Raw genomic sequence first — 18,234 nt, forward strand, 5'->3', positions numbered from 1 at the left:
GGTATGATCGGTGACACAACAGGGGGTCGTGACCAGCGGATACGAGTGACGGAGGCAGAAACGTGCCGGAGAACGCAAGCGAGGTGACCGCCGCAGGGATCGCCCGGCTGGCCGGAGTGGGGCGGGCCGCGGTCAGCAACTGGCGCCGCAGGCACCCCGACTTCCCCAAACCCGTCGGCGGCACGGAAACCAGCCCCTCCTTCGCCCTCGCCGACGTCGAAGGCTGGCTGCGCAGCCAGGGCAAACTCGCCGAAGTCCCCCTGCGGGAACGGGTCTGGCAACAACTCGCCGACCACCCCGCCACCACCGCGACCGCCCTGGTGCGCGTCGGCTGCGTCCTCCTCCTCGTCCGCGACCGGCCAACCACCTGGCAGGAGTTGACCGCACTCCCGGACGGCCGCATGGTCGAACTGCTGCCGACCGCCCTGGAACAGACCCTCGCCGCCCGCTTCGGCGAGGACCGCACACCACTGCTGCACCGACTCACCGAGCACCACACCGACGGGCAGGGACTCCCCGCCTTCGTGCCGCTCCTGCGCCCCCTTGCCGAACTCGCCGCCGAACTGGGCCCCCGCAACACCTACGAGTTCCTGCTCGGCCGCTACCTCGACGTCAATCTGCGCCAGTACACGCTGACCCCACCCGGCCCCGCCGCGCTGATGGCCCGGATCGCCGACCTGCCCGCGGGAGGTGTGGCCCTCGACCCCGCAGCCGGCGCCGGACACCTCCTCTGCGCCGTCGCCACCTCCGACGAACGGGGCAAGACCCCCGGCGCCCTGTACGCACAGGACCTCGACCCCGACCTGACCGCACTCACCGCGCTGCGCCTCGCCCTCCTCTCGGACGCCCCCGTACGCGCCCGGGCCGCCGACACCCTGCGCGCCGACGCCTTCCCCGACACCGCCGCCGATGCCGTCCTGTGCCACCCCCCGTTCAACGAACGCAACTGGGGCCACGACGAACTCGCCTACGACCCCCGCTGGGAGTACGGCTTCCCGGCCCGCACCGAATCCGAACTGGCCTGGGTCCAGCACGCACTCGCCCGACTGCGCCCCGGCGGCACCGCCGTCCTGCTGATGCCCCCCGCCGCGGCCTCCCGCCGCTCAGGCCGTCGCATCCGCGCCGGGTTGCTGCGCCGCGGAGCACTGCGCGCCGTGATCGCCCTGCCCGCCGGCGCGGCACCCCCCTACGGCATCCCCCTCCACCTCTGGGTGTTGCGCAAGCCGGAACCGCACCAGCCGCCCGCCCCCGAGTTGTTGTTCGTGGACACCGCCGAACTCGCCGGCAGCGGCGGCGGGCGCGACAAGCTCGACTGGCCGGCCGTCCAGCACGCCGTGCTCGACGCCTGGCTCCCCTTCGACGACCCCACAGGCACCGCGCCCACGACCGAACGCGCCGGAGCGGGCCGAGCCGTACCCGTCATCGAACTGCTCGACGACGACATCGACCTCGCCCCCGCCCGCCACGTCCCGCCCGCGACCACCGGTGCCGACGCCGATGACCTCCTGCGCGTGCGCGACCGGCTCACCGACACCCTGCAACTCACCGCGGAACTCACCCCCGCACCCGCCGTCACCGGACAGCCGACCCCCTGGCCCGCCACCACCCTCGGTGAACTCGCCCGTGCCGGCGCCCTCACCATCCGCGCGGGCAACGTGACCGTGCCCGCGCCCACCCCGCCCGCCCCGGCCACCCCCACCCATGCCCGGGTCCTCACCGAGCAGGACGTCCTGACCGGCGCCCCGCCCTCAGCGCCCCTGCCCGACCCGTCCGCGGACCCGAGCGGCACCGGTGACGCCGAGCGCGAACCGGTCCGTGTGGAAGCGGGGGACGTCGTCGTCCCCGTACTGGGCCAAGGCTCCGTCGTCCGGGTCGTCGACGAATCCACCGCGGGCGCCGCCCTCGGCCGCAACCTCCAACTGCTGCGCCCCGACCCGGCGGCACTCGACCCCTGGTTCCTCGCCGGCTTCCTCCGCGCCACCGCCAACACCCGTCAAGCCAGTAGCTACGCCTCCACGGCGACCCGACTCGACGTCCGCAGGCTGCAACTCCCCCGGATCTCCCTCGTGGACCAACGCCAGTACGGCGAGAGGTTCCGGGCCCTGTCCGCCTTCGAGGACGCGCTGAGGCTGGCGGGCCGACTCGGTGAACAACTCGTCCAGGGGTTGTACGACGGACTCACCGACGGAACCGTACGACCGCGGTGACTCCCCGCGGTGGGCCGGGCCCGGGGCATCCCGCGGCCGGTCCACCGCACGGCCGTTGACGAGGGCCGCGAACGAGTCTTCGGCCGCCGGGCAAGGCGTGACAGAAGTGAACGAAAGGGCGACCGGGACGCATCGACCAACACGCTCCCTACAACCCTGGAGCCGTTGACGTCGTCGATGTATACGCTCAATGCCTCAGCCAGCCTCGTCCCCAGGCCATCAGGAGCAGTAATGCACGGCCCCGGCTATGCCCCGCCGCCCCCCGGTCGACCGCCGTCGCCCGCCCTGTTGAACACGCTCCGCGTGGTCTTCGTGGCGCTGTCGCTGCTCAGCTGTGGAATGCTCGCCTGGAGCGCCATGCTCCGTATCGCGATCATCCGCCGACGCCCCCTCGACTGGGTGCTGTTCGGCATATCCCTGCTGCTGCCGATCATCGTCATGGGCTTCATCGTCGAGGTCAGCGAGGCAGGCAAGGAGCCGGACACCACGGACACCAAGGAAGAGGAGATGACCGGCGGCGATGTCATCGCCCTCCTGGTCCTTCTGGCGCTGGCCATCGGGGTGCCCGTGCACTACCTCGTCATCGACATCCGTCACCACCAGCAGCCGGCCAAGGGTTGGGCCGTCGCCGCCCCGCCCTACACCTCCGCGCAGCCGACGTACGGGCAACCGCCGGCCCCCGGCTACGGCTATCCACCCGTGAACACCCCGCCACCCGGACGCACCCCGGGCTACGGCTATCCGCCCGCCCCGCCCGTAAACACGCCGTCCATGAACACCCCGCCGCCTTCGCCCCCGCCGTCGGTGCCGCCCGCCCCTCCTGTGAACACCCCGCCCCCTGCCGCCCCCGCTGCCGACGGACGCCGCATCGACCAGGTCCGCGCCGAACTGGACGAACTGAGCGACTATCTCCGCAGGGAGCAGGGCCGGTGATCGGACGCGTCGTCGCCGACCGCTACGAACTGTCCACCGTTATCGGGCAGGGCGGCATGGGCCAGGTGTGGACGGCATACGACGGACGGCTCGACCGCCGTGTCGCCGTGAAACTGCTGCGCCCCGACCACATGGCCGCGGCCACCGCCGCCGGGGAGATGCGCCGACGCTTCGTCCGTGAGTGCCGCGTCACCGCCCAGGTCTCCCACCCCGGGTTGGTCACCGTCCATGACGCGGGCAACGACGGCGACGACCTCTTCCTCGTCATGCAGTACGTCGAGGGCGCCGACCTCGCCGACCACCTCGCCGAACACGAGCCCTACCCCTGGCAGTGGGCGGTCTGCGTCGCCGCCCAACTGTGCGGCGTGCTGGCCGCGGTGCACGCGGTGCCGATCGTCCACCGCGACCTCAAGCCCCGCAACGTGATGGTCAAACCCGACGGCACCCTCACCGTCCTCGACCTCGGCGTCGCCTCCGTCATCGACACCGACACCACCCGCCTCACCCACACCGGCTCGCCCATCGGCAGCCCCGCCTACATGGCCCCCGAACAGGCCATGGGCGGCGCCGTGGGCCCGTACACCGATCTGTACGCACTCGGCGTCCTCACCCATGAACTCCTCAGCGGCAATGTGCCCTTCGCCGGTTCCACCGCACTCGGCGTGCTCCACCGGCACCTCTACGAACCGCCGCTGCCCATCCGCCGGCTGCGCCCCGAGGTGCCCGAGCCGCTGGAAGCGCTCGTCCTGCGGCTGCTCGCCAAGGACCCGCAGCACCGCCCGTCCGGTGCCCACGAGGTGTACGAGGCCCTGGCGCCCCTGCTGCCCACGCGCGGCCCCTCCAACGGACCGCTCGATCCGACCCGCCCCTTCCTGCGGCCCTTCGCACCCTGGCCCGACCGGAACCCCGCCCCACCGCCCGCCGTCACGGCTCCGCCGCCACCGCGACTCGATGTCGCCGCAGCCGTCGACGAGGTCAAACGGCTCCTCGGCGAGGGCAGCATCACCCAGGCCGTGGACACCCTCGGCAGCATCCTGCCCGCCGCCGCGGCCGAGCACGGCGAACACTCCCCGGTCGTCAAGATCCTGCGCAAGCAGTACGCGACCACGCTGCTGGACGACGGTCAGTACCGCCGGGCGCTGCCCGAACTGCGTCGGCTCGCCGACGACCGGACCGCGGAGGCCGGCCCCGGCGACGCCCAGACGCTCCAGTTCCGTTTCGACGCCGCCCACTGTCTGGAGCAACTCGGCGAGACGGCCGCCGCCCTCGCCGAGTACCGCGCGATCCTTGCGTACTACCAGAACGAACAGCCCGGCAGCCCCGGTCTCGCCCGGGCCTTCGACCTGCGGCACCGCATCGGCAATCTGATGCTGGCGACGGGCGACCACACCGCCGCCCACCACCATCTGCAAGGGCTGCTGCACGACTCCGAGCGGGCGTACGGGCCCTACCACCAGCTACCCGGCGAACTGCGCCGCGCCCTCAGCCGCCAGCAGCAGTTGCACGGCCCGCACCGAGGTCCCACCCACGGCCCGGCGCGGTAGGCGCACCCGCTCGGGCGTATGCTGCGGCATCGGAGTCGGGATGCACGGGGAGTTGGCACGACCATGGAAGTCCGGGGCCAACTGGTGAGATTCGCCCTGGTGGGAGCGGTGAACACCGGGACGTACTACGGCCTGTACCTCATCCTGCTGACCTGGCTGCCCTATGTGGCGGCCCATGTGCTCGCCTTTGTGCTGAGCATGATCGGATCGTTCTTCCTGACGTCGTACTTCACCTACCGCACCAGGCCGACCTGGCGGAAGTTCCTGCTGTTCCCCCTCACCAACGCGGCGAACTTCACCGTGACGACGGCCGGTGTGTACCTGCTGGTCGATGTGTGGGGCATGGGCAGCCGGTACGCCCCACTCATCGCAGCCGCTGCGGCGATCCCCATCACGTTCGTCGTGTCCCGCACGATCATGCTGCGTCCCGATGGCAGGGCCGAAGGGCGGCCGGCGGAGCCGGAACCGCGGAACGGGACACACGGGGCGAGGCAGGAGCCCGAGCCCTCAGCGGTGGACGCCGTCTGAAGCGGGCCGGATGCGGCGTGCTCGACCAGGGCCTGCACAGGGGGCTGAGAGGTCTTCGCTGAGAAGCGGGCTCATCACCGAGGTGATCGCGCTCGGTGGCCATCCGCGGCCCACGGCCGTGTCCGGAGATCCTGGTGGGTCCCGTCAGCCCGGAGATTCAGGCCGGAGATCCAGCGCCGAGATTCGGGCCGGTCAGGGAGGGCTGTCGAAGGCGTGGTCCGAGCCCCGCCTCCCGCCACTGACAACGTATAGCGCACAGGGGGGCTTGCGGCAAGGCCCCGGTCGTACCGCAGAATCGCATGCCGAGGCCGGATCCTGCGGAAATGGGAGATTCACGAAGTGTGTGTGTTGTTGTCAGTTATCAGTCCAGGGTGTGGGCGGGCTCGCGCTGCGGTCGCTCGGCACCGGATCCCGGGGAGTGCCGTGCGGCCTCGCGGGCGTGACCTCGGATCGGAGCTGCTGCCATGACCCCCCGGACCACCAGCGCGTTCGCCCTTCCCGACCGTCTTGCGCCCAAGGCCGACACCAAGCTGATCGCAGGCGACGAGGAGCACTTCGCCGCGATCGCGGAGAGCCTTGAGCAGACCATCGCCGAACTGTCCGGCCAGCTCGAAGCGGTGCTCGGGGCGCCCGGCGGCGTCGGTCGGGAGGCGATGGAGCGCGACCTGGAGGTGCACCGGCTGACCGGGCGCCTGCGCGCCCTGCGCCGCTTCGGTCTCGACCTGTGCCTCGGACACATCGTCCCGGCGGACGACCCCTCCGACGAGCCCCTGTACATCGGACGGCTCGGCCTCACCGACAGTGCGGGGCGTCGGCTGCTGCTCGACTGGCGCGCCCCTGCGGCCGAGCCCTTCTTCGCCGCGACCCACGCCCATCCGATGGGGCTCGCCAGCCGCCGCAGATACCGCTGGACCCGCGGCCGGATCAGCGACTACTGGGACGAGGTGTTCACCGCCGACGGCCGGGAACGGCACGCGGCGCTCGACGACCAGTCCGCTTTCATCGCCAGTCTGGGCACCAACCGGTCCGCGCGGATGCGGGACGTGCTCGCCACCATCCAGTCCGACCAGGACGCCATCATCCGGGCCGGATCCCGCGGCGCGCTCGTCGTCGACGGCGGTCCCGGTACGGGCAAGACGGTCGTGGCCCTGCACCGCTCCGCCTACCTCCTCTACTCCGACCCCCGCCTCGGCCACCGTCGCGGCGGCGTCCTGTTCGTCGGCCCGCACCAGCCCTATCTGGCGTACGTCGCCGATGTGCTCCCGAGCCTCGGCGAGGAGGGCGTGCAGACCTGCACCGTGCGCGACCTCGTGGCCGAGGGCGCCCATGCGGGCGTCGAAGCCGATCCGGACGTGGTCCGGCTGAAGTCGAGCGCGCACATGGTCAAGGCGATCGAGCCGGCCGTGCGGTTCTACGAGGAGCCGCCCACCGAAGCAATGGCGGTCACGACCTCCTCCTCCAGCATCTGGTTGAGCGCGGACGACTGGGCCGAGGCGTTCGACGCACCGGAGCCTGGCACTCCGCACAATGAAGGGCGTGAACAGGTCTGGGAGGCGCTGGTCGCGATCCTGGCGGACAAGTACCAGGGCGACCTCTCACCCGCGCTGTTCCGGAAGTCGCTGCTGCACGACCGGGAACTCGTCGGGGCCCTCAACCGCGCCTGGCCGCTGCTCGAAGCGGCCGACCTTGTGTCCGACCTGTGGTCGGTCCCCGCCTACCTGCGGATGTGCGCCCCCTGGCTCACCCGCGACGAGGTCGCCAAGCTCCAGCGGTCCGACCCCCAGGCGTGGACGGTGTCCGACCTGCCCCTGCTCGACGCGGCCCGGCAGCGGCTCGGCGACCCGAAGACATCGCTGCGCAAACGGCGGCACAAGGCGTCCATGGCCGCCGAGCGCGAGCGCATGGCCGCCGTCATCGACAGCGTCATCGCGGCCGACCCCGACGGCGAGGGTGCGGTGACGATGCTGCACGGACAGGACCTCCAAGAAAGCCTGGTCGACCAGTCCGCGCTGCCCGGCACCGATCCGGAACCCCTCACCGGCCCGTTTGCCCACGTCGTCGTCGACGAGGCCCAGGAACTGACCGATGCGGAGTGGCAGATGCTGCTGCTGCGCTGCCCGTCCCGGAGCTTCACCATCGTCGGAGACCGCGCCCAGGCCAGGCACGGCTTCACGGAGTCATGGCAGGAACGGCTCAAGCGGGTCGGGCTCGACCGGATCAATCTGGCCTCCCTGAGCATCAACTACCGGACACCGGAAGAGATCATGGCGGAGGCCGAGCCGGTCATCCGGGCCGTGCTCCCGGACGCCAACGTGCCGACCTCGATCCGCAGCGGTGGCGTCCCCGTCGTCCATGGATCCGTCACCGAGTTGGACGCGATCCTCGAATCCTGGCTCGCCGAACAGGACGACGGAATCGCCTGCGTCATCGGCGATCCCGCGTTCCGGGCGACCGCGCGCGTACGGTCGCTGACTCCGGAGCTGGCGAAGGGCCTTGAGTTCGACCTGGTGGTGCTCGTCGATCCCGACGCGTTCGGCGAGGGGGTCGAAGGAGCGGTCGACCGCTATGTCGCGATGACCAGGGCGACCCGGCAACTCGTGATCCTCACCCGTCCCTGAAGCGAGGCACGTGCGCTTCCCGCCGTCCACGAGAAGGGCCCGGCGGGGCCGTAAGCTCCGCTCGCGTCCGCCCGCAGCCGGGTTGAGCAGCCATGTGAACGCCCGCGCGAAGCCCGGCACCGAGCCGGTGACCAGCGGGCGGCATCCCGCCGGGCGACGCCCCTGGAGCCCCTCGCCGCCCCCGCTTCGCGTGCGGCACGGCACCACGGGTGGGAACGTACGGCTCCAGAACGGTTCGAAACGGGAACCCGCCCTCGATCGTTGACCGAATCAGTGCCCGCGAAGAGGTGGCCCCGACCGCCCGGAACTGCCTAACATCATCACCGCTAGGACTTTGTGCATTGCCGCACAATCACGCCGGGAGGCTCCTTTGCACCGCCGCCGTCGCACCGCGATCATCGTCTCCGCACTGCTCGTCGCTGCGCCACTGCTCGCGGCCTGTAGCAATGAGGCCCGCCCGGGCGCTGCCGCCGTCGTCGGAGGGGACCGGATCGAGGTCTCCACCGTCCAGGCGAACGTGAAGGACGTACGGTCCGCACAGGAGCGCGCCCCCGAGGCTGCGCAGTTGATCAAGGCCACCGGTCAGCTCGGCCGGGCCAAGCTCTACGAACTCATCGTCGCCGAGGTCGTCGAGCGCGCGGCCAGTGACGCCGGGGTGAGCGTCAACCGCAAGGAGATCCAGGACGGCCGCGCCGCCTTCGTCCAGCAGGCCGGGGGCGAGGAGCAACTCGCCTCGATGTACCTCCAGCAGCGGGGAGTCGCCCCCGACCAGCTGAACGACGTGGTGCGCAGGGACATCCTCGTCGGCAAACTGGCCACCGCGATCGGTGCGGGCAACACCCCCGAGGGCCAGCAGAAGCTCAATGCGGCGTTCACCGTCGCGGCCAAGAAGCTGGACATCGACGTCAACCCCCGGTTCGGCGTCTGGGACGACAAGAAGCTGGAACTCGGCGACTACAAGGCGCCCTGGATCACCCAGGTCACCAAGGAGCAGCAGCCGGCCGAGATCGACGGCGCGTAACTCAAGCACCAAGCCTCGACCGCGCATCCGGAACCTGTGGACCGCGCCGGCTCCCGGCACCCCTCGACCGCGGTGCGTACCGCGGTCAGACCTGGTCAGCGGGAGTGACACCGGCCCGAGGTAGGTTCGAGGTGTGACCACTGAATCCTCCGCCACCGGCCGCGTCGTCCTGCTGACCGCCAGCCACCGCGTGGCGCCCGGACTGCTGTCCTGGCCCGCCTGGCACACGCTGCGCACCGCCGACCGGGTCCTGTGCGCGGACGGTGCGCATCCGCAGTTGCCCTACCTCCGCGAGGCGGGCGTCACGGTCGAGATCGGCGCGCCCACCGCGCGGGAGTTGGTCGACGCCTGCGGGGCCGGTGCTTCCGTCGTGGTCCTGGTCTCCGGTGACGGAGAGTCGGCACTGACCGACGGGCTCGCCCGGATCGCCGGATCGGGCCGGGAGCAGATGCCCGATCTGGAACTGCTGCCCGGTTCCTATGACCTTCCCGGTGCCCGGCTGCTCGACCTGATCCAGGTGATGGACCGCATCCGCGCCGAATGCCCCTGGTCCTCGACGCAGACGCACCGGGGGCTCGCCAAGTACGGCATCGAGGAGGCGTACGAACTCGTCGAGGCCATCGAGGACGGCGACCGCGACGAGTTGCGCGAGGAACTCGGCGATGTGCTTCTCCAGGTCGTCTTCCACGCGCGCATCGCCCAGGAGGACGGCGAGGAGCCGTTCTCGATCGACGACGTCGCCGCGACCATCGTGGACAAGCTGATCCACCGCCACCCCCATGTCTTCGGCGACGCCGCCGCGGAGACCCCGGAGGACGTCAAGGAGCACTGGCTGCGGACGAAGGCCGCGGAGAAGCAGCGCACGTCGATCACCGAGGGCGTACCCCTGGGACAGCCGGGGCTGGCGCTCACCGCGAAGCTCGCGTCCCGGGTACGGACGGCCGGGCTCCAGGTGCCCCTGCCCGGCGGTGACGGCATCGGGTACGAACTGCTCGCCCTCGCCGTCGAGGCGGAGGCTGCGGGTGTCGACCCCGAATCGGCGCTGCGGGCGGCGGCCCGCACCTATCGGGACGCGATCCTCAGTGCGGAGCGTTCCACCAGGCCGACCACGGAACCGGCCGGCGAGCAGTAGCGCGGACGGGATCAGCGGTAGGGGGAGCAGCGGTACGGGGATCAGCAGTGCGGACCGGAGGGGCTGGCCCTACCGGTACGGACCGTCCTCGGCCCGGTCGGGCGGGCCGGATAACGTCAGGGGGTGAGTGACACCCCCGCGCCCGGCCCGCCCGCCCAGCCCTCCGAACACCCCTCCGAGCCCGCCGAGGCACCCGACCGCGAAGGCTCAGATCCGGTCACTTTTCCCGCCCCGGAGGCGAGCCCCACGGCACCGAGCCCGAGTTGTCCCGTTTCGGGCTCCTCGGATCGACCCCCGTCGGACGCCGACCGCACCCCGGACGAGACCGGTGGCGCCCCGGGTGCCCCTGCCGCGCCCGAGCTGTTCACCTGGGAGTTCGCCACCGATCCCTACCCGGCGTACGCCTGGTTGCGGGAACACGCACCCGTCCATCGGACCCGACTGCCCAGCGGTGTCGAGGCGTGGCTGGTGACCCGTTACGGCGATGCCCGCCAAGCGCTGGCCGACGCCCGGCTCTCGAAGAACCCCGCCCACCACGACGAGCCCGCACATGCAAAGGGGAAGACGGGCATCCCCGGCGAGCGCAAGGCCGAGCTGATGACGCATCTGCTCAACATCGACCCGCCGGACCACACCCGGTTGCGTCGGCTGGTGGCCAAGGCGTTCACTCCGCGTCGGGTCGCGGCCTTCGCCCCCCGCGTCCAGGAGCTGACGGACCAACTGATCGACTCCTTCGCGGCGAAAGGGGAGGCAGACCTCATCCACGACTTCGCCTTCCCGCTGCCGATCTATGCGATCTGCGATCTGCTCGGTGTCCCGGCCGAGGACCAGGACGACTTCCGCGACTGGGCCGGCATGATGATCCGGCACGGCGGCGGGCCGCGCGGCGGGGTCGCCCGGTCGGTCAAGAAGATGCGGACCTATCTGGCCGAGCTGATCCATCGCAAGCGCGAAGATCCGGGGGACGATCTGATCTCGGGCCTGATCCGGGCCAGCGATCACGGCGAGCACCTGACGGAGAACGAAGCCGCCGCGATGGCCTTCATCCTGTTGTTCGCCGGGTTCGAGACGACGGTCAACCTCATCGGCAACGGCGTCTACGCCCTGCTGCGCCACCCCGAACAGCGCGCGCGCCTCCAGGCGTCCCTGGCTGCCGGGGAAACCGGGCTACTGGAAACCGGAGTTGAGGAGCTGCTGCGGTACGACGGTCCTGTGGAGCTCGCCACCTGGCGGTTCGCCACCGAGTCACTGGAGATCGGTGGGAAGCGGATTGCCGCGGGCGACCCGGTGTTGGTGGTGCTCGCGGCTGCCGATCGCGACCCTGACCGCTTTGAGGAGCCGAACGTCCTCGATCTTTCCCGGCGTGACAATCAGCACCTCGGATACGGGCACGGCATCCACTACTGCCTCGGTGCGCCGCTGGCACGACTGGAGGGCCAGACCGCGATCGCCACGCTGCTGCGCAGGCTCCCCGATCTGCAACTGGCTGCGGATTCATCAGATTTGCGCTGGCGTGGGGGGCTCATCATGCGTGGGCTGCGAACCCTTCCCGTCGAGTTCACATCCCGAAACATCTGACGAGCCATCAAAACCGTGACAATGACGTAATCTCAGCTGCATCGACTTGTGACAGACGTTCGAGTGCGGCTACGTTCTGCGCGTCCTCAGCAGTCTCGCGAAAGGCAACCGCATGCTCTCCGGGAATGGTCGACATCGCCGACCCCGTCAAGCTCCTGCCCTCGTCGTCGCGGCAGGGGTGACGGGATCCGCCATCGCGATTCCGCTCCTCGGCGCGACGTCGGCGTCGGCAGTCGAAGCGACCGCGTGGGACAAGGTCGCGGAGTGTGAGACCGGGGGCCTGTGGACCGCGGACACCGGCAACGGCTTCTACGGCGGTCTCCAGATGTCGCAGGAGACCTGGAAGGCGTTCGGTGGTACGCAGTACGCCTCCCGCGCGGACCTCGCCACCCCCGCACAGCAGAAGGCCATCGCGGAGAAGGTCGTCGACTCCGAGGGCATCCGGCCCTGGAGGGCGTGCGCGACCCTCGCCGGGGTCGAGGTGGTCCTCGATCCCAACGAGGCCCCCACCGCTCCGACGAAGCCCGCCGCGCAGCCGACGCCATCGGCCGAGCCCACGGAGATCCCCAAGCCGTCCGCTCCGACGGGCACCGCTCCCGCCAAGACGCCCGCGAAGACTCCGGCACCGGCCGGGAGCGCGCCGAGCGGTTCCGGTGCCGCGTCCCCGGAGTCGAGCCCGGGGCAGCCCTCCGGGTCCACCGGAAAGCACCGGGGCGAGGCGGCGACGGAGTCGAGCCCGGAGCAGTCCGCGCCTACCGGTGCCAGCGAGTCGACGGGCTCGGCCGCGCCGACCGAGCCGGTCGGCGACCCCGGGGCGCCGCGCGAGACCGACGAGGCCCATCCCTCCCGGGGTGAGGGGAGCCGCTCCGACCTCGGCACCACGGACGCGGGTGCCACGACCGCCGAGCAGTCCGGCACGGCCAGCGTCTCTCCCGGCTCGTACACCGTGCAGGCCGGCGACAACCTCTGGGCGATCGCCGAGAAGAACGAACTGCCCGGTGGTTGGCCCGCCCTCTATGAGGCCAACAAGGAGACGGTCGGCGACGAGCCCGATCTCATTCACCCTGGTCAGAGCCTCGATCTCACCGCTAAGTAGAGGCTGTTAGCCACTCTTTGTCCGGATTTGGCGAAGTGAGACAAGCGTCTCTTTGCGGCAATTCGCTTATCGGGGCTAGCGGAATCCTGCGTTCCGCGCCTGACCTGCGGAAACGCAAAGCGCACTGTTGATGAGATGGGCGATTTCTCCCCGATGTTCGACTTTGAACATCGGGGAGAGTCATGCCTACGGTCTGAACCGCTCGCCACCGCGGGCACCGTCGACCGTCACGCCGAATCCTGCCGTCGGTCGGGGGGAGTACACGTCGCGTAGAGCGCCGAAGGCAGGAGCGGGGGACCCAAGGTAAGTGCCGGCAACGACCGTTGGAGACGACGGTGGGAACCGGCTAGGGGTGAAGCCGTGCGCAAGGACGCACGGCCGGGCAACTCACTAGGCCCGAACCCGACAGCTCACCTCGTAGGCGTCGGTGAGGAGAAGACTCCATGCTGTTTTCCAGCAAGGCGAAGCACCGCCGCCCCAGCAAGGCCAGCCGACTGATGGCACTCGCCGGTGTCACCGGTGTCGCCGTCGCCGCCCCGCTGATCGGCGCCACCTCCGCCAGCGCCGCCACCGCCTCCGAGTGGGACAAGGTCGCCCAGTGCGAGTCCGGCGGCAACTGGTCCATCAACACCGGCAACGGCTACTACGGCGGCCTCCAGTTCTCGGCCTCCACCTGGGCCGCGTTCGGTGGCACGAAGTACGCATCCACCGCCAACCAGGCGTCCAAGGCGCAGCAGATCGAGATCGCCGAGAAGGTCCTCGCCGGTCAGGGCAAGGGCGCCTGGCCGTCCTGTGGCGTGGGCCTGTCCAACACCCCGTACGGCGGCGGCGCGGCCGAGGCCCCGCAGCCCAAGGCGGAGCCCAAGAAGCAGCAGCCGAAGGCCGAGCCCAAGAAGGAGCAGGCCAAGCCGCAGCAGCGCGCCGAGGTCCCCACCACCCGCTCCGAGCGCTCCGAGGCCCCCGCCAAGGCCGAGGGCTTCCAGAAGGGTGACGGCGAGTACCAGGTCAAGGCCGGCGACACCCTGAGCAAGATCGCGGAAGCCGAGAAGGTCGACGGCGGCTGGGAGAAGCTCTTCGAGCTCAACAAGGACGTCATCAGCGACGCCGACGTCATCTACGTGGGCCAGCAGCTCCACCTGGGCTGAGCCCCGACCGGAACGGGTGCGTCCGGAGCCGACTTCCCGGTCGGACGGCCGCCGGCCTGATGGGGCAGAGTCCCTCTGAGGCCGCGCCAACCGACCGAAGCCCCTCGGGCCCACCCGTACAACCCCGTGCTCGGACCGCTTCGGTGGAGCCGCCGAGCACGAGGGCCCCGGATTCCGTGCCGATCCCCCTCCCCCCGGGATCGGCGCCGCGGACCCCGGCAGTTCGCCGAGTGCCGTCGAGCCGGGTCGGCTTCCTTCTCCTGGCCACCCGCCCCCACGCCCGAAGCAACCCCGGTGAACTGCCTTCGGCCCCTTCCCCCCGGGGCCCGAACCACCCCGGGTCGGTGCACATCCCCCCATGTGCGCCGGCCCGGGGTTTCTCCGTCCGTGCCGCACGCGCGGGCCTGGCACGCAGTCCGCACCGTGCCGACAACAGCAGTGCCCCGCCCGCTACCCGATGGTAGTCCGGCGTATCAGGGCCCTTTTTCGTCCCAGGGGGCGGGCATCCGACGAACGGCACCCGCACGGCGGTTAGGCTCATGCCGCAAGGCCAAAGAGACCCTGCACCCCACGCGTCACATCCCAGAAGGAGATGCTCGTGCCGTCCATCGACGTCGTCGTAGCCCGGGAAATCCTGGACTCCCGAGGCAACCCCACCGTCGAGGTCGAGGTTGGCCTCGACGACGGCAGCACGGGTCGTGCTGCCGTTCCGTCCGGCGCCTCCACCGGCGCGTTCGAGGCTCTTGAGCTTCGCGACGGCGACCAGAACCGCTACCTGGGCAAGGGCGTCGAAAAGGCCGTCCTCGCCGTCATCGAGCAGATCGGCCCCGAGCTGGTCGGGTACGACGCCACCGAGCAGCGCCTGATCGACCAGGCGATGTTCGACCTCGACGCCACCCCGGACAAGTCCTCGCTCGGCGCCAACGCCATCCTCGGCGTGTCCCTGGCCGTGGCCCACGCCGCGTCCGAGGCGTCCGACCTGCCGCTCTTCCGTTACCTGGGCGGCCCGAACGCGCACCTGCTGCCCGTTCCGATGATGAACATCCTGAACGGCGGCTCGCACGCCGACTCCAACGTGGACATCCAGGAGTTCATGATCGCCCCGATCGGTGCCGAGTCCTTCTCGGAGGCGCTGCGCTGGGGCACCGAGGTCTACCACACGCTCAAGAAGGTCCTGAAGCAGAAGGGCCTGTCCACCGGCCTGGGCGACGAGGGCGGTTTCGCGCCGAACCTCGACTCCAACCGGGCCGCGCTCGACCTCATCCTTGAGGCCGTCAAGGAAGCCGGCTACGCGCCCGGCAAGGACATCGCGCTCGCGCTCGACGTCGCCGCGTCCGAGTTCTACAAGGACGGCAAGTACGAGTTCGAGGGCAAGTCCCGCTCGGCCGCCGAGATGACCGAGTACTACGAGGAGCTCGTCGCCTCCTACCCGCTGGTCTCCATCGAGGACCCGCTGTTCGAGGACGACTGGGAGGGCTGGAAGGTCCTCACCGAGAAGCTCGGCACCAAGGTGCAGATCGTCGGCGACGACCTGTTCGTCACCAACCCGGAGCGACTGTCCCGCGGCATCGACGAGGCCGCCGCGAACGCCCTCCTGGTCAAGGTGAACCAGATCGGTTCGCTGACCGAGACGCTGGACGCCGTGGAGCTGGCCCAGCGCAACGGCTTCAAGTGCATGATGTCCCACCGCTCCGGTGAGACCGAGGACGTGACCATCGCCGACCTGGCCGTAGCCACCAACTGCGGTCAGATCAAGACCGGCGCCCCGGCCCGTTCCGAGCGCGTCGCCAAGTACAACCAGCTGCTGCGCATCGAGGAGATCCTCGACGACGCCGCGGTGTACGCCGGGCGCAGCGCGTTCCCCCGCTTCAAGGACTGATCGCCTGCGGCGACCTCAGCCCCGCCGCACGGGTTGAGGCACGCTGAGGTGTCGTCGGTCGTGGGCAGCGGCCGGATCGGTCGCTGCCCCGCCAGTCTCCCTACGTCCCCGGCCACGGTCCCGTACCGTGTCCGGGGACGTAGGCACATGGCGGGCCCACAGACCCCGGCGGCACCCGACGGCGCCGCCCACCACCTCCGTACGCACCCGTCGTACGGAACGGGCGATTCCGTACGGCGGACGCGTCCGGGCGGCAGCCGTACGACACGGGTCACGGAGCAGGGGAGGCGGGACGACATGGCCGGGAAGAATCGAGACCGGTTCTCCACCGCGACCAGACTGCGGCTGCTCGGCGAGCAGACCGCCGCCCGCGTCTACCGCTCCCAGACCAAGCGGCAGGCCCGCAGGTCCCGGCTCACCGGGCGGGCGGCCTTCCTCGCCCTCGTGGTCTGCTCGTTGATCGTCGCCCTGGCCTATCCCATGCGCCAGTACGTGTCCCAGCGCGGCGACATGTCCGACCAGCGCGACCGCATGGCCGAGGCCGAGCAGCACGTCGAACGCCTGCGGGACGAGAAGGCGCGCCTCCAGGACGACGCGTACATCCGGCGTCTCGCCCGGGAGCACCTGCACTATGTGCTGCCGGGGGAGCGGGGATACACGATGATCGACCCCGAGAACGCCGAGCAGGAACGCGGCCGGGACGACGCCGCCGACCGGCCCTGGTACTCCAACGTCTGGGACGGCGTCGACTCCGCGGACCGCGGCTGACGCGGGCATCTGCGAACCTGGTACGTCGCGGCGCCCCCGGACGCGTCCGTTGCTGCAACGCTCACCCCGAGATCGTCCAACCCGTGAGACCGAAGAACCGTTAGATCCAAGGCAGGCATGGAAACCCCTCCTCCCCACACCGACCCGACCGAGCCCACCGACGCGGACATCGCCGCGTTCAAGGAGCAGCTCGGCCGGCCGCCGCGCGGACTGCGCACCATCGCGCACCGCTGCCCCTGCGGCCAACCCGATGTCGTCGAGACCGCACCCCGGCTGCCCGACGGCACCCCCTTCCCGACGCTGTACTACCTGACCTGCCCGCGGGCCGCATCCGCCATCGGCACGCTGGAGGCGAACGGCGTGATGAAGGAGATGACCGAGCGGCTGGAGAGCGACCCCGAACTCGCGGCCTCCTACCGCGCGGCCCACGACGACTACATCCGGCGCCGCGACGCCATCGAGGTGCTCCAGGGCTTCCCCAGCGCCGGCGGCATGCCGGACCGGGTGAAGTGCCTTCACGTCCTGGTGGGGCATTCGCTCGCGGCGGGCCCCGGGGTGAACCCGCTCGGGGACGAGACGATCGCCCTGCTGCCCGAGTGGTGGCGCAAGGGACCGTGCGTCACGCCCTGCGCACCCCCGGAAGCCGGCTGAACCCTCCCCTCCGGCTCGACCCCATTCCATAGATCTTTCTGGATTCCTTCAGATCCTCCGAGGAGCCCGTATGACCCGCGTCGCCGCGATCGACTGCGGTACCAACTCCATCCGTCTGCTCGTCGCCGATGCGGACCCCGCCACCGGGCAGTTGGTGGAGCTCGACCGTCGGATGACCATCGTCCGGCTCGGTCAGGGCGTCGACCGCACCGGCAGGCTGGCGCCCGAGGCCTTGGAGCGCACCTTCGCCGCCTGCCGCGAGTACGCGGCGGTGATCGAGGAGCATGGCGCGGAGCGGCTGCGCTTCGTGGCCACCTCGGCATCCAGGGACGCCGAGAACAGGGACGAGTTCGTGCGCGGGGTGCTGGATGTCCTCGGCGTGGAGCCGGAGGTCATCAGCGGTGACCAGGAGGCCGAGTTCTCCTTCACCGGCGCGACGAAGGAGCTCCCCGGGCACGAGGAGCGGCTGGTGGTGGACATCGGCGGTGGATCGACGGAGTTCGTCATCGGCCGGGAGCGGGTCGAGGCCGCCCGGTCGGTGGACATCGGCTGTGTGCGGCTGACCGAGCGGCACGTACGCAGCGACCCGCCGGCCCCGGTGGAGATCGCGGCGGTCCGGGCCGATATCGAAGCGGCGCTCGACCTCGCGGAGCGGACCGTACCGCTCCGGGGTGCGCGCACCCTCGTGGGCCTGGCCGGCTCGGTGACGACGGTCGCCGGCATCGCGCTGGGCCTGGACGCCTACGACTCCACCGCGATCCACCACGCGCGGATCCCCGTGGAGCAGGTGCGGACCATCGTCCAGAAGCTGATCGACGCCACCCACGACGAGCGGGCGGCGATCCCCGTGATGCACCCGGGGCGCGTGGACGTCATCGTCGCCGGCGCCTGTGTGCTGCTGGCCATCATGGAGCGCATCGGGGCCGAAGAAGTGGTGGTCAGCGAGCACGACATCCTCGATGGGATCGCCTGGTCGGTCGCCTAGAAATGAAGTTCGTGAAGTTCTTCACAAGGAAAAGGGTCCTGATGGGCGCGGTTGACGGCCGAAAAGCCGCCTCTGAGGGGCTGTTGGGCCTCGAATGGAAGGTGGCGGCCCTCGGAGGGGGTGTTTCCGTCAGATGAACCAGCTCAGTG

The 18,234-nt window shown here is 70.6% G+C and carries 14 protein-coding genes and 1 riboswitch; all 14 genes read left to right on the forward strand.

Annotation, left to right across the window (positions count from 1 at the left end; genetic code table 11):
• The first annotated feature begins 62 nt into the window (after positions 1–62).
• The 14 genes from ABZ348_RS22680 to ABZ348_RS22745 all read left to right on the forward strand — a co-directional run bounded on the left by ABZ348_RS22680 (position 63) and on the right by ABZ348_RS22745 (position 18,085).
• Positions 63–2,207 (forward strand): N-6 DNA methylase, encoded by a 2,145-nt coding sequence (locus ABZ348_RS22680; protein ID WP_358935778.1) that lies wholly within the window; start codon positions 63–65, stop codon positions 2,205–2,207.
• Between the two features lie 231 nt (positions 2,208–2,438).
• A complete protein-coding gene (locus ABZ348_RS22685) occupies positions 2,439–3,140 on the forward strand; it encodes a hypothetical protein (protein WP_358935780.1) in 702 nt (233 codons plus the stop codon).
• Positions 3,137–4,684, forward strand: coding sequence for a serine/threonine-protein kinase (locus ABZ348_RS22690; RefSeq protein WP_358935782.1), 1,548 nt, complete (start codon positions 3,137–3,139; stop codon positions 4,682–4,684). The genes ABZ348_RS22685 and ABZ348_RS22690 overlap by 4 nt, the downstream gene beginning before the upstream one ends.
• A 63-nt stretch (positions 4,685–4,747) precedes the next feature.
• Positions 4,748–5,212: a GtrA family protein gene (locus ABZ348_RS22695; protein ID WP_358935784.1), complete on the forward strand. Its 465-nt coding sequence runs from the start codon at positions 4,748–4,750 to the stop codon at positions 5,210–5,212.
• A 464-nt stretch (positions 5,213–5,676) separates the two neighbouring features.
• Positions 5,677–7,830, forward strand: a complete 2,154-nt coding sequence (gene helR / locus ABZ348_RS22700; RefSeq protein WP_358935786.1) for an RNA polymerase recycling motor ATPase HelR — start codon at positions 5,677–5,679, stop codon at positions 7,828–7,830.
• 370 nt (positions 7,831–8,200) lie between these two features.
• Positions 8,201–8,851, forward strand: a complete 651-nt coding sequence (locus ABZ348_RS22705; protein WP_358935788.1) for a SurA N-terminal domain-containing protein — start codon at positions 8,201–8,203, stop codon at positions 8,849–8,851.
• Between the two features lie 133 nt (positions 8,852–8,984).
• On the forward strand, positions 8,985–9,983 hold the full coding sequence (locus ABZ348_RS22710) for a nucleoside triphosphate pyrophosphohydrolase (protein WP_358935790.1): 999 nt from the start codon (positions 8,985–8,987) through the stop codon (positions 9,981–9,983).
• 360 nt (positions 9,984–10,343) lie between these two features.
• Positions 10,344–11,561 carry a cytochrome P450 gene (locus tag ABZ348_RS22715; protein WP_358935963.1) on the forward strand — a complete coding sequence of 406 codons (1,218 nt, stop codon included), beginning with the start codon at positions 10,344–10,346 and terminating at the stop codon, positions 11,559–11,561.
• A 112-nt stretch (positions 11,562–11,673) separates the two neighbouring features.
• Positions 11,674–12,657 (forward strand): transglycosylase family protein, encoded by a 984-nt coding sequence (locus tag ABZ348_RS22720; RefSeq protein WP_358935792.1) that lies wholly within the window; start codon positions 11,674–11,676, stop codon positions 12,655–12,657.
• Positions 12,658–12,922: 265 nt separating this feature from the next.
• A riboswitch (cyclic di-AMP (ydaO/yuaA leader) is annotated at positions 12,923–13,096 on the forward strand.
• Between the two features lie 4 nt (positions 13,097–13,100).
• Positions 13,101–13,802, forward strand: coding sequence for a transglycosylase family protein (locus ABZ348_RS22725; RefSeq protein ID WP_358935794.1), 702 nt, complete (start codon positions 13,101–13,103; stop codon positions 13,800–13,802).
• 592 nt (positions 13,803–14,394) lie between these two features.
• Positions 14,395–15,681, forward strand: a complete 1,287-nt coding sequence (gene eno, locus ABZ348_RS22730) for a phosphopyruvate hydratase (RefSeq protein WP_358935796.1) — start codon at positions 14,395–14,397, stop codon at positions 15,679–15,681.
• 297 nt (positions 15,682–15,978) lie between these two features.
• A complete protein-coding gene (locus ABZ348_RS22735; RefSeq protein ID WP_329020025.1) occupies positions 15,979–16,449 on the forward strand; it encodes a septum formation initiator family protein in 471 nt (156 codons plus the stop codon).
• 117 nt (positions 16,450–16,566) lie between these two features.
• On the forward strand, positions 16,567–17,100 hold the full coding sequence (locus ABZ348_RS22740) for a DUF501 domain-containing protein (protein ID WP_358935798.1): 534 nt from the start codon (positions 16,567–16,569) through the stop codon (positions 17,098–17,100).
• A gap of 70 nt (positions 17,101–17,170) precedes the next feature.
• Entirely contained in the window at positions 17,171–18,085 is a 915-nt protein-coding gene (locus tag ABZ348_RS22745; RefSeq protein WP_358935800.1) for a Ppx/GppA phosphatase family protein, read from the forward strand.
• The last annotated feature ends 149 nt before the right edge of the window (positions 18,086–18,234 follow it).

This window comes from Streptomyces sp. NPDC005963, from assembly GCF_040638655.1.
GTDB lineage: Bacteria > Actinomycetota > Actinomycetes > Streptomycetales > Streptomycetaceae > Streptomyces.

Coding starts and splice junctions, on each gene's coding strand:
- ABZ348_RS22685 (WP_358935780.1), top strand. CDS start 2,439: ATGCACGGCCCCGGCTATGCCCCGCCGCCCCCCGGTCGACCGCCGTCG.
- ABZ348_RS22695 (WP_358935784.1), top strand. CDS start 4,748: ATGGAAGTCCGGGGCCAACTGGTGAGATTCGCCCTGGTGGGAGCGGTG.
- helR (WP_358935786.1), top strand. CDS start 5,677: ATGACCCCCCGGACCACCAGCGCGTTCGCCCTTCCCGACCGTCTTGCG.
- ABZ348_RS22720 (WP_358935792.1), top strand. CDS start 11,674: ATGCTCTCCGGGAATGGTCGACATCGCCGACCCCGTCAAGCTCCTGCC.
- ABZ348_RS22725 (WP_358935794.1), top strand. CDS start 13,101: ATGCTGTTTTCCAGCAAGGCGAAGCACCGCCGCCCCAGCAAGGCCAGC.
- eno (WP_358935796.1), top strand. CDS start 14,395: ATGCTCGTGCCGTCCATCGACGTCGTCGTAGCCCGGGAAATCCTGGAC.
- ABZ348_RS22735 (WP_329020025.1), top strand. CDS start 15,979: ATGGCCGGGAAGAATCGAGACCGGTTCTCCACCGCGACCAGACTGCGG.
- ABZ348_RS22740 (WP_358935798.1), top strand. CDS start 16,567: ATGGAAACCCCTCCTCCCCACACCGACCCGACCGAGCCCACCGACGCG.
- ABZ348_RS22745 (WP_358935800.1), top strand. CDS start 17,171: ATGACCCGCGTCGCCGCGATCGACTGCGGTACCAACTCCATCCGTCTG.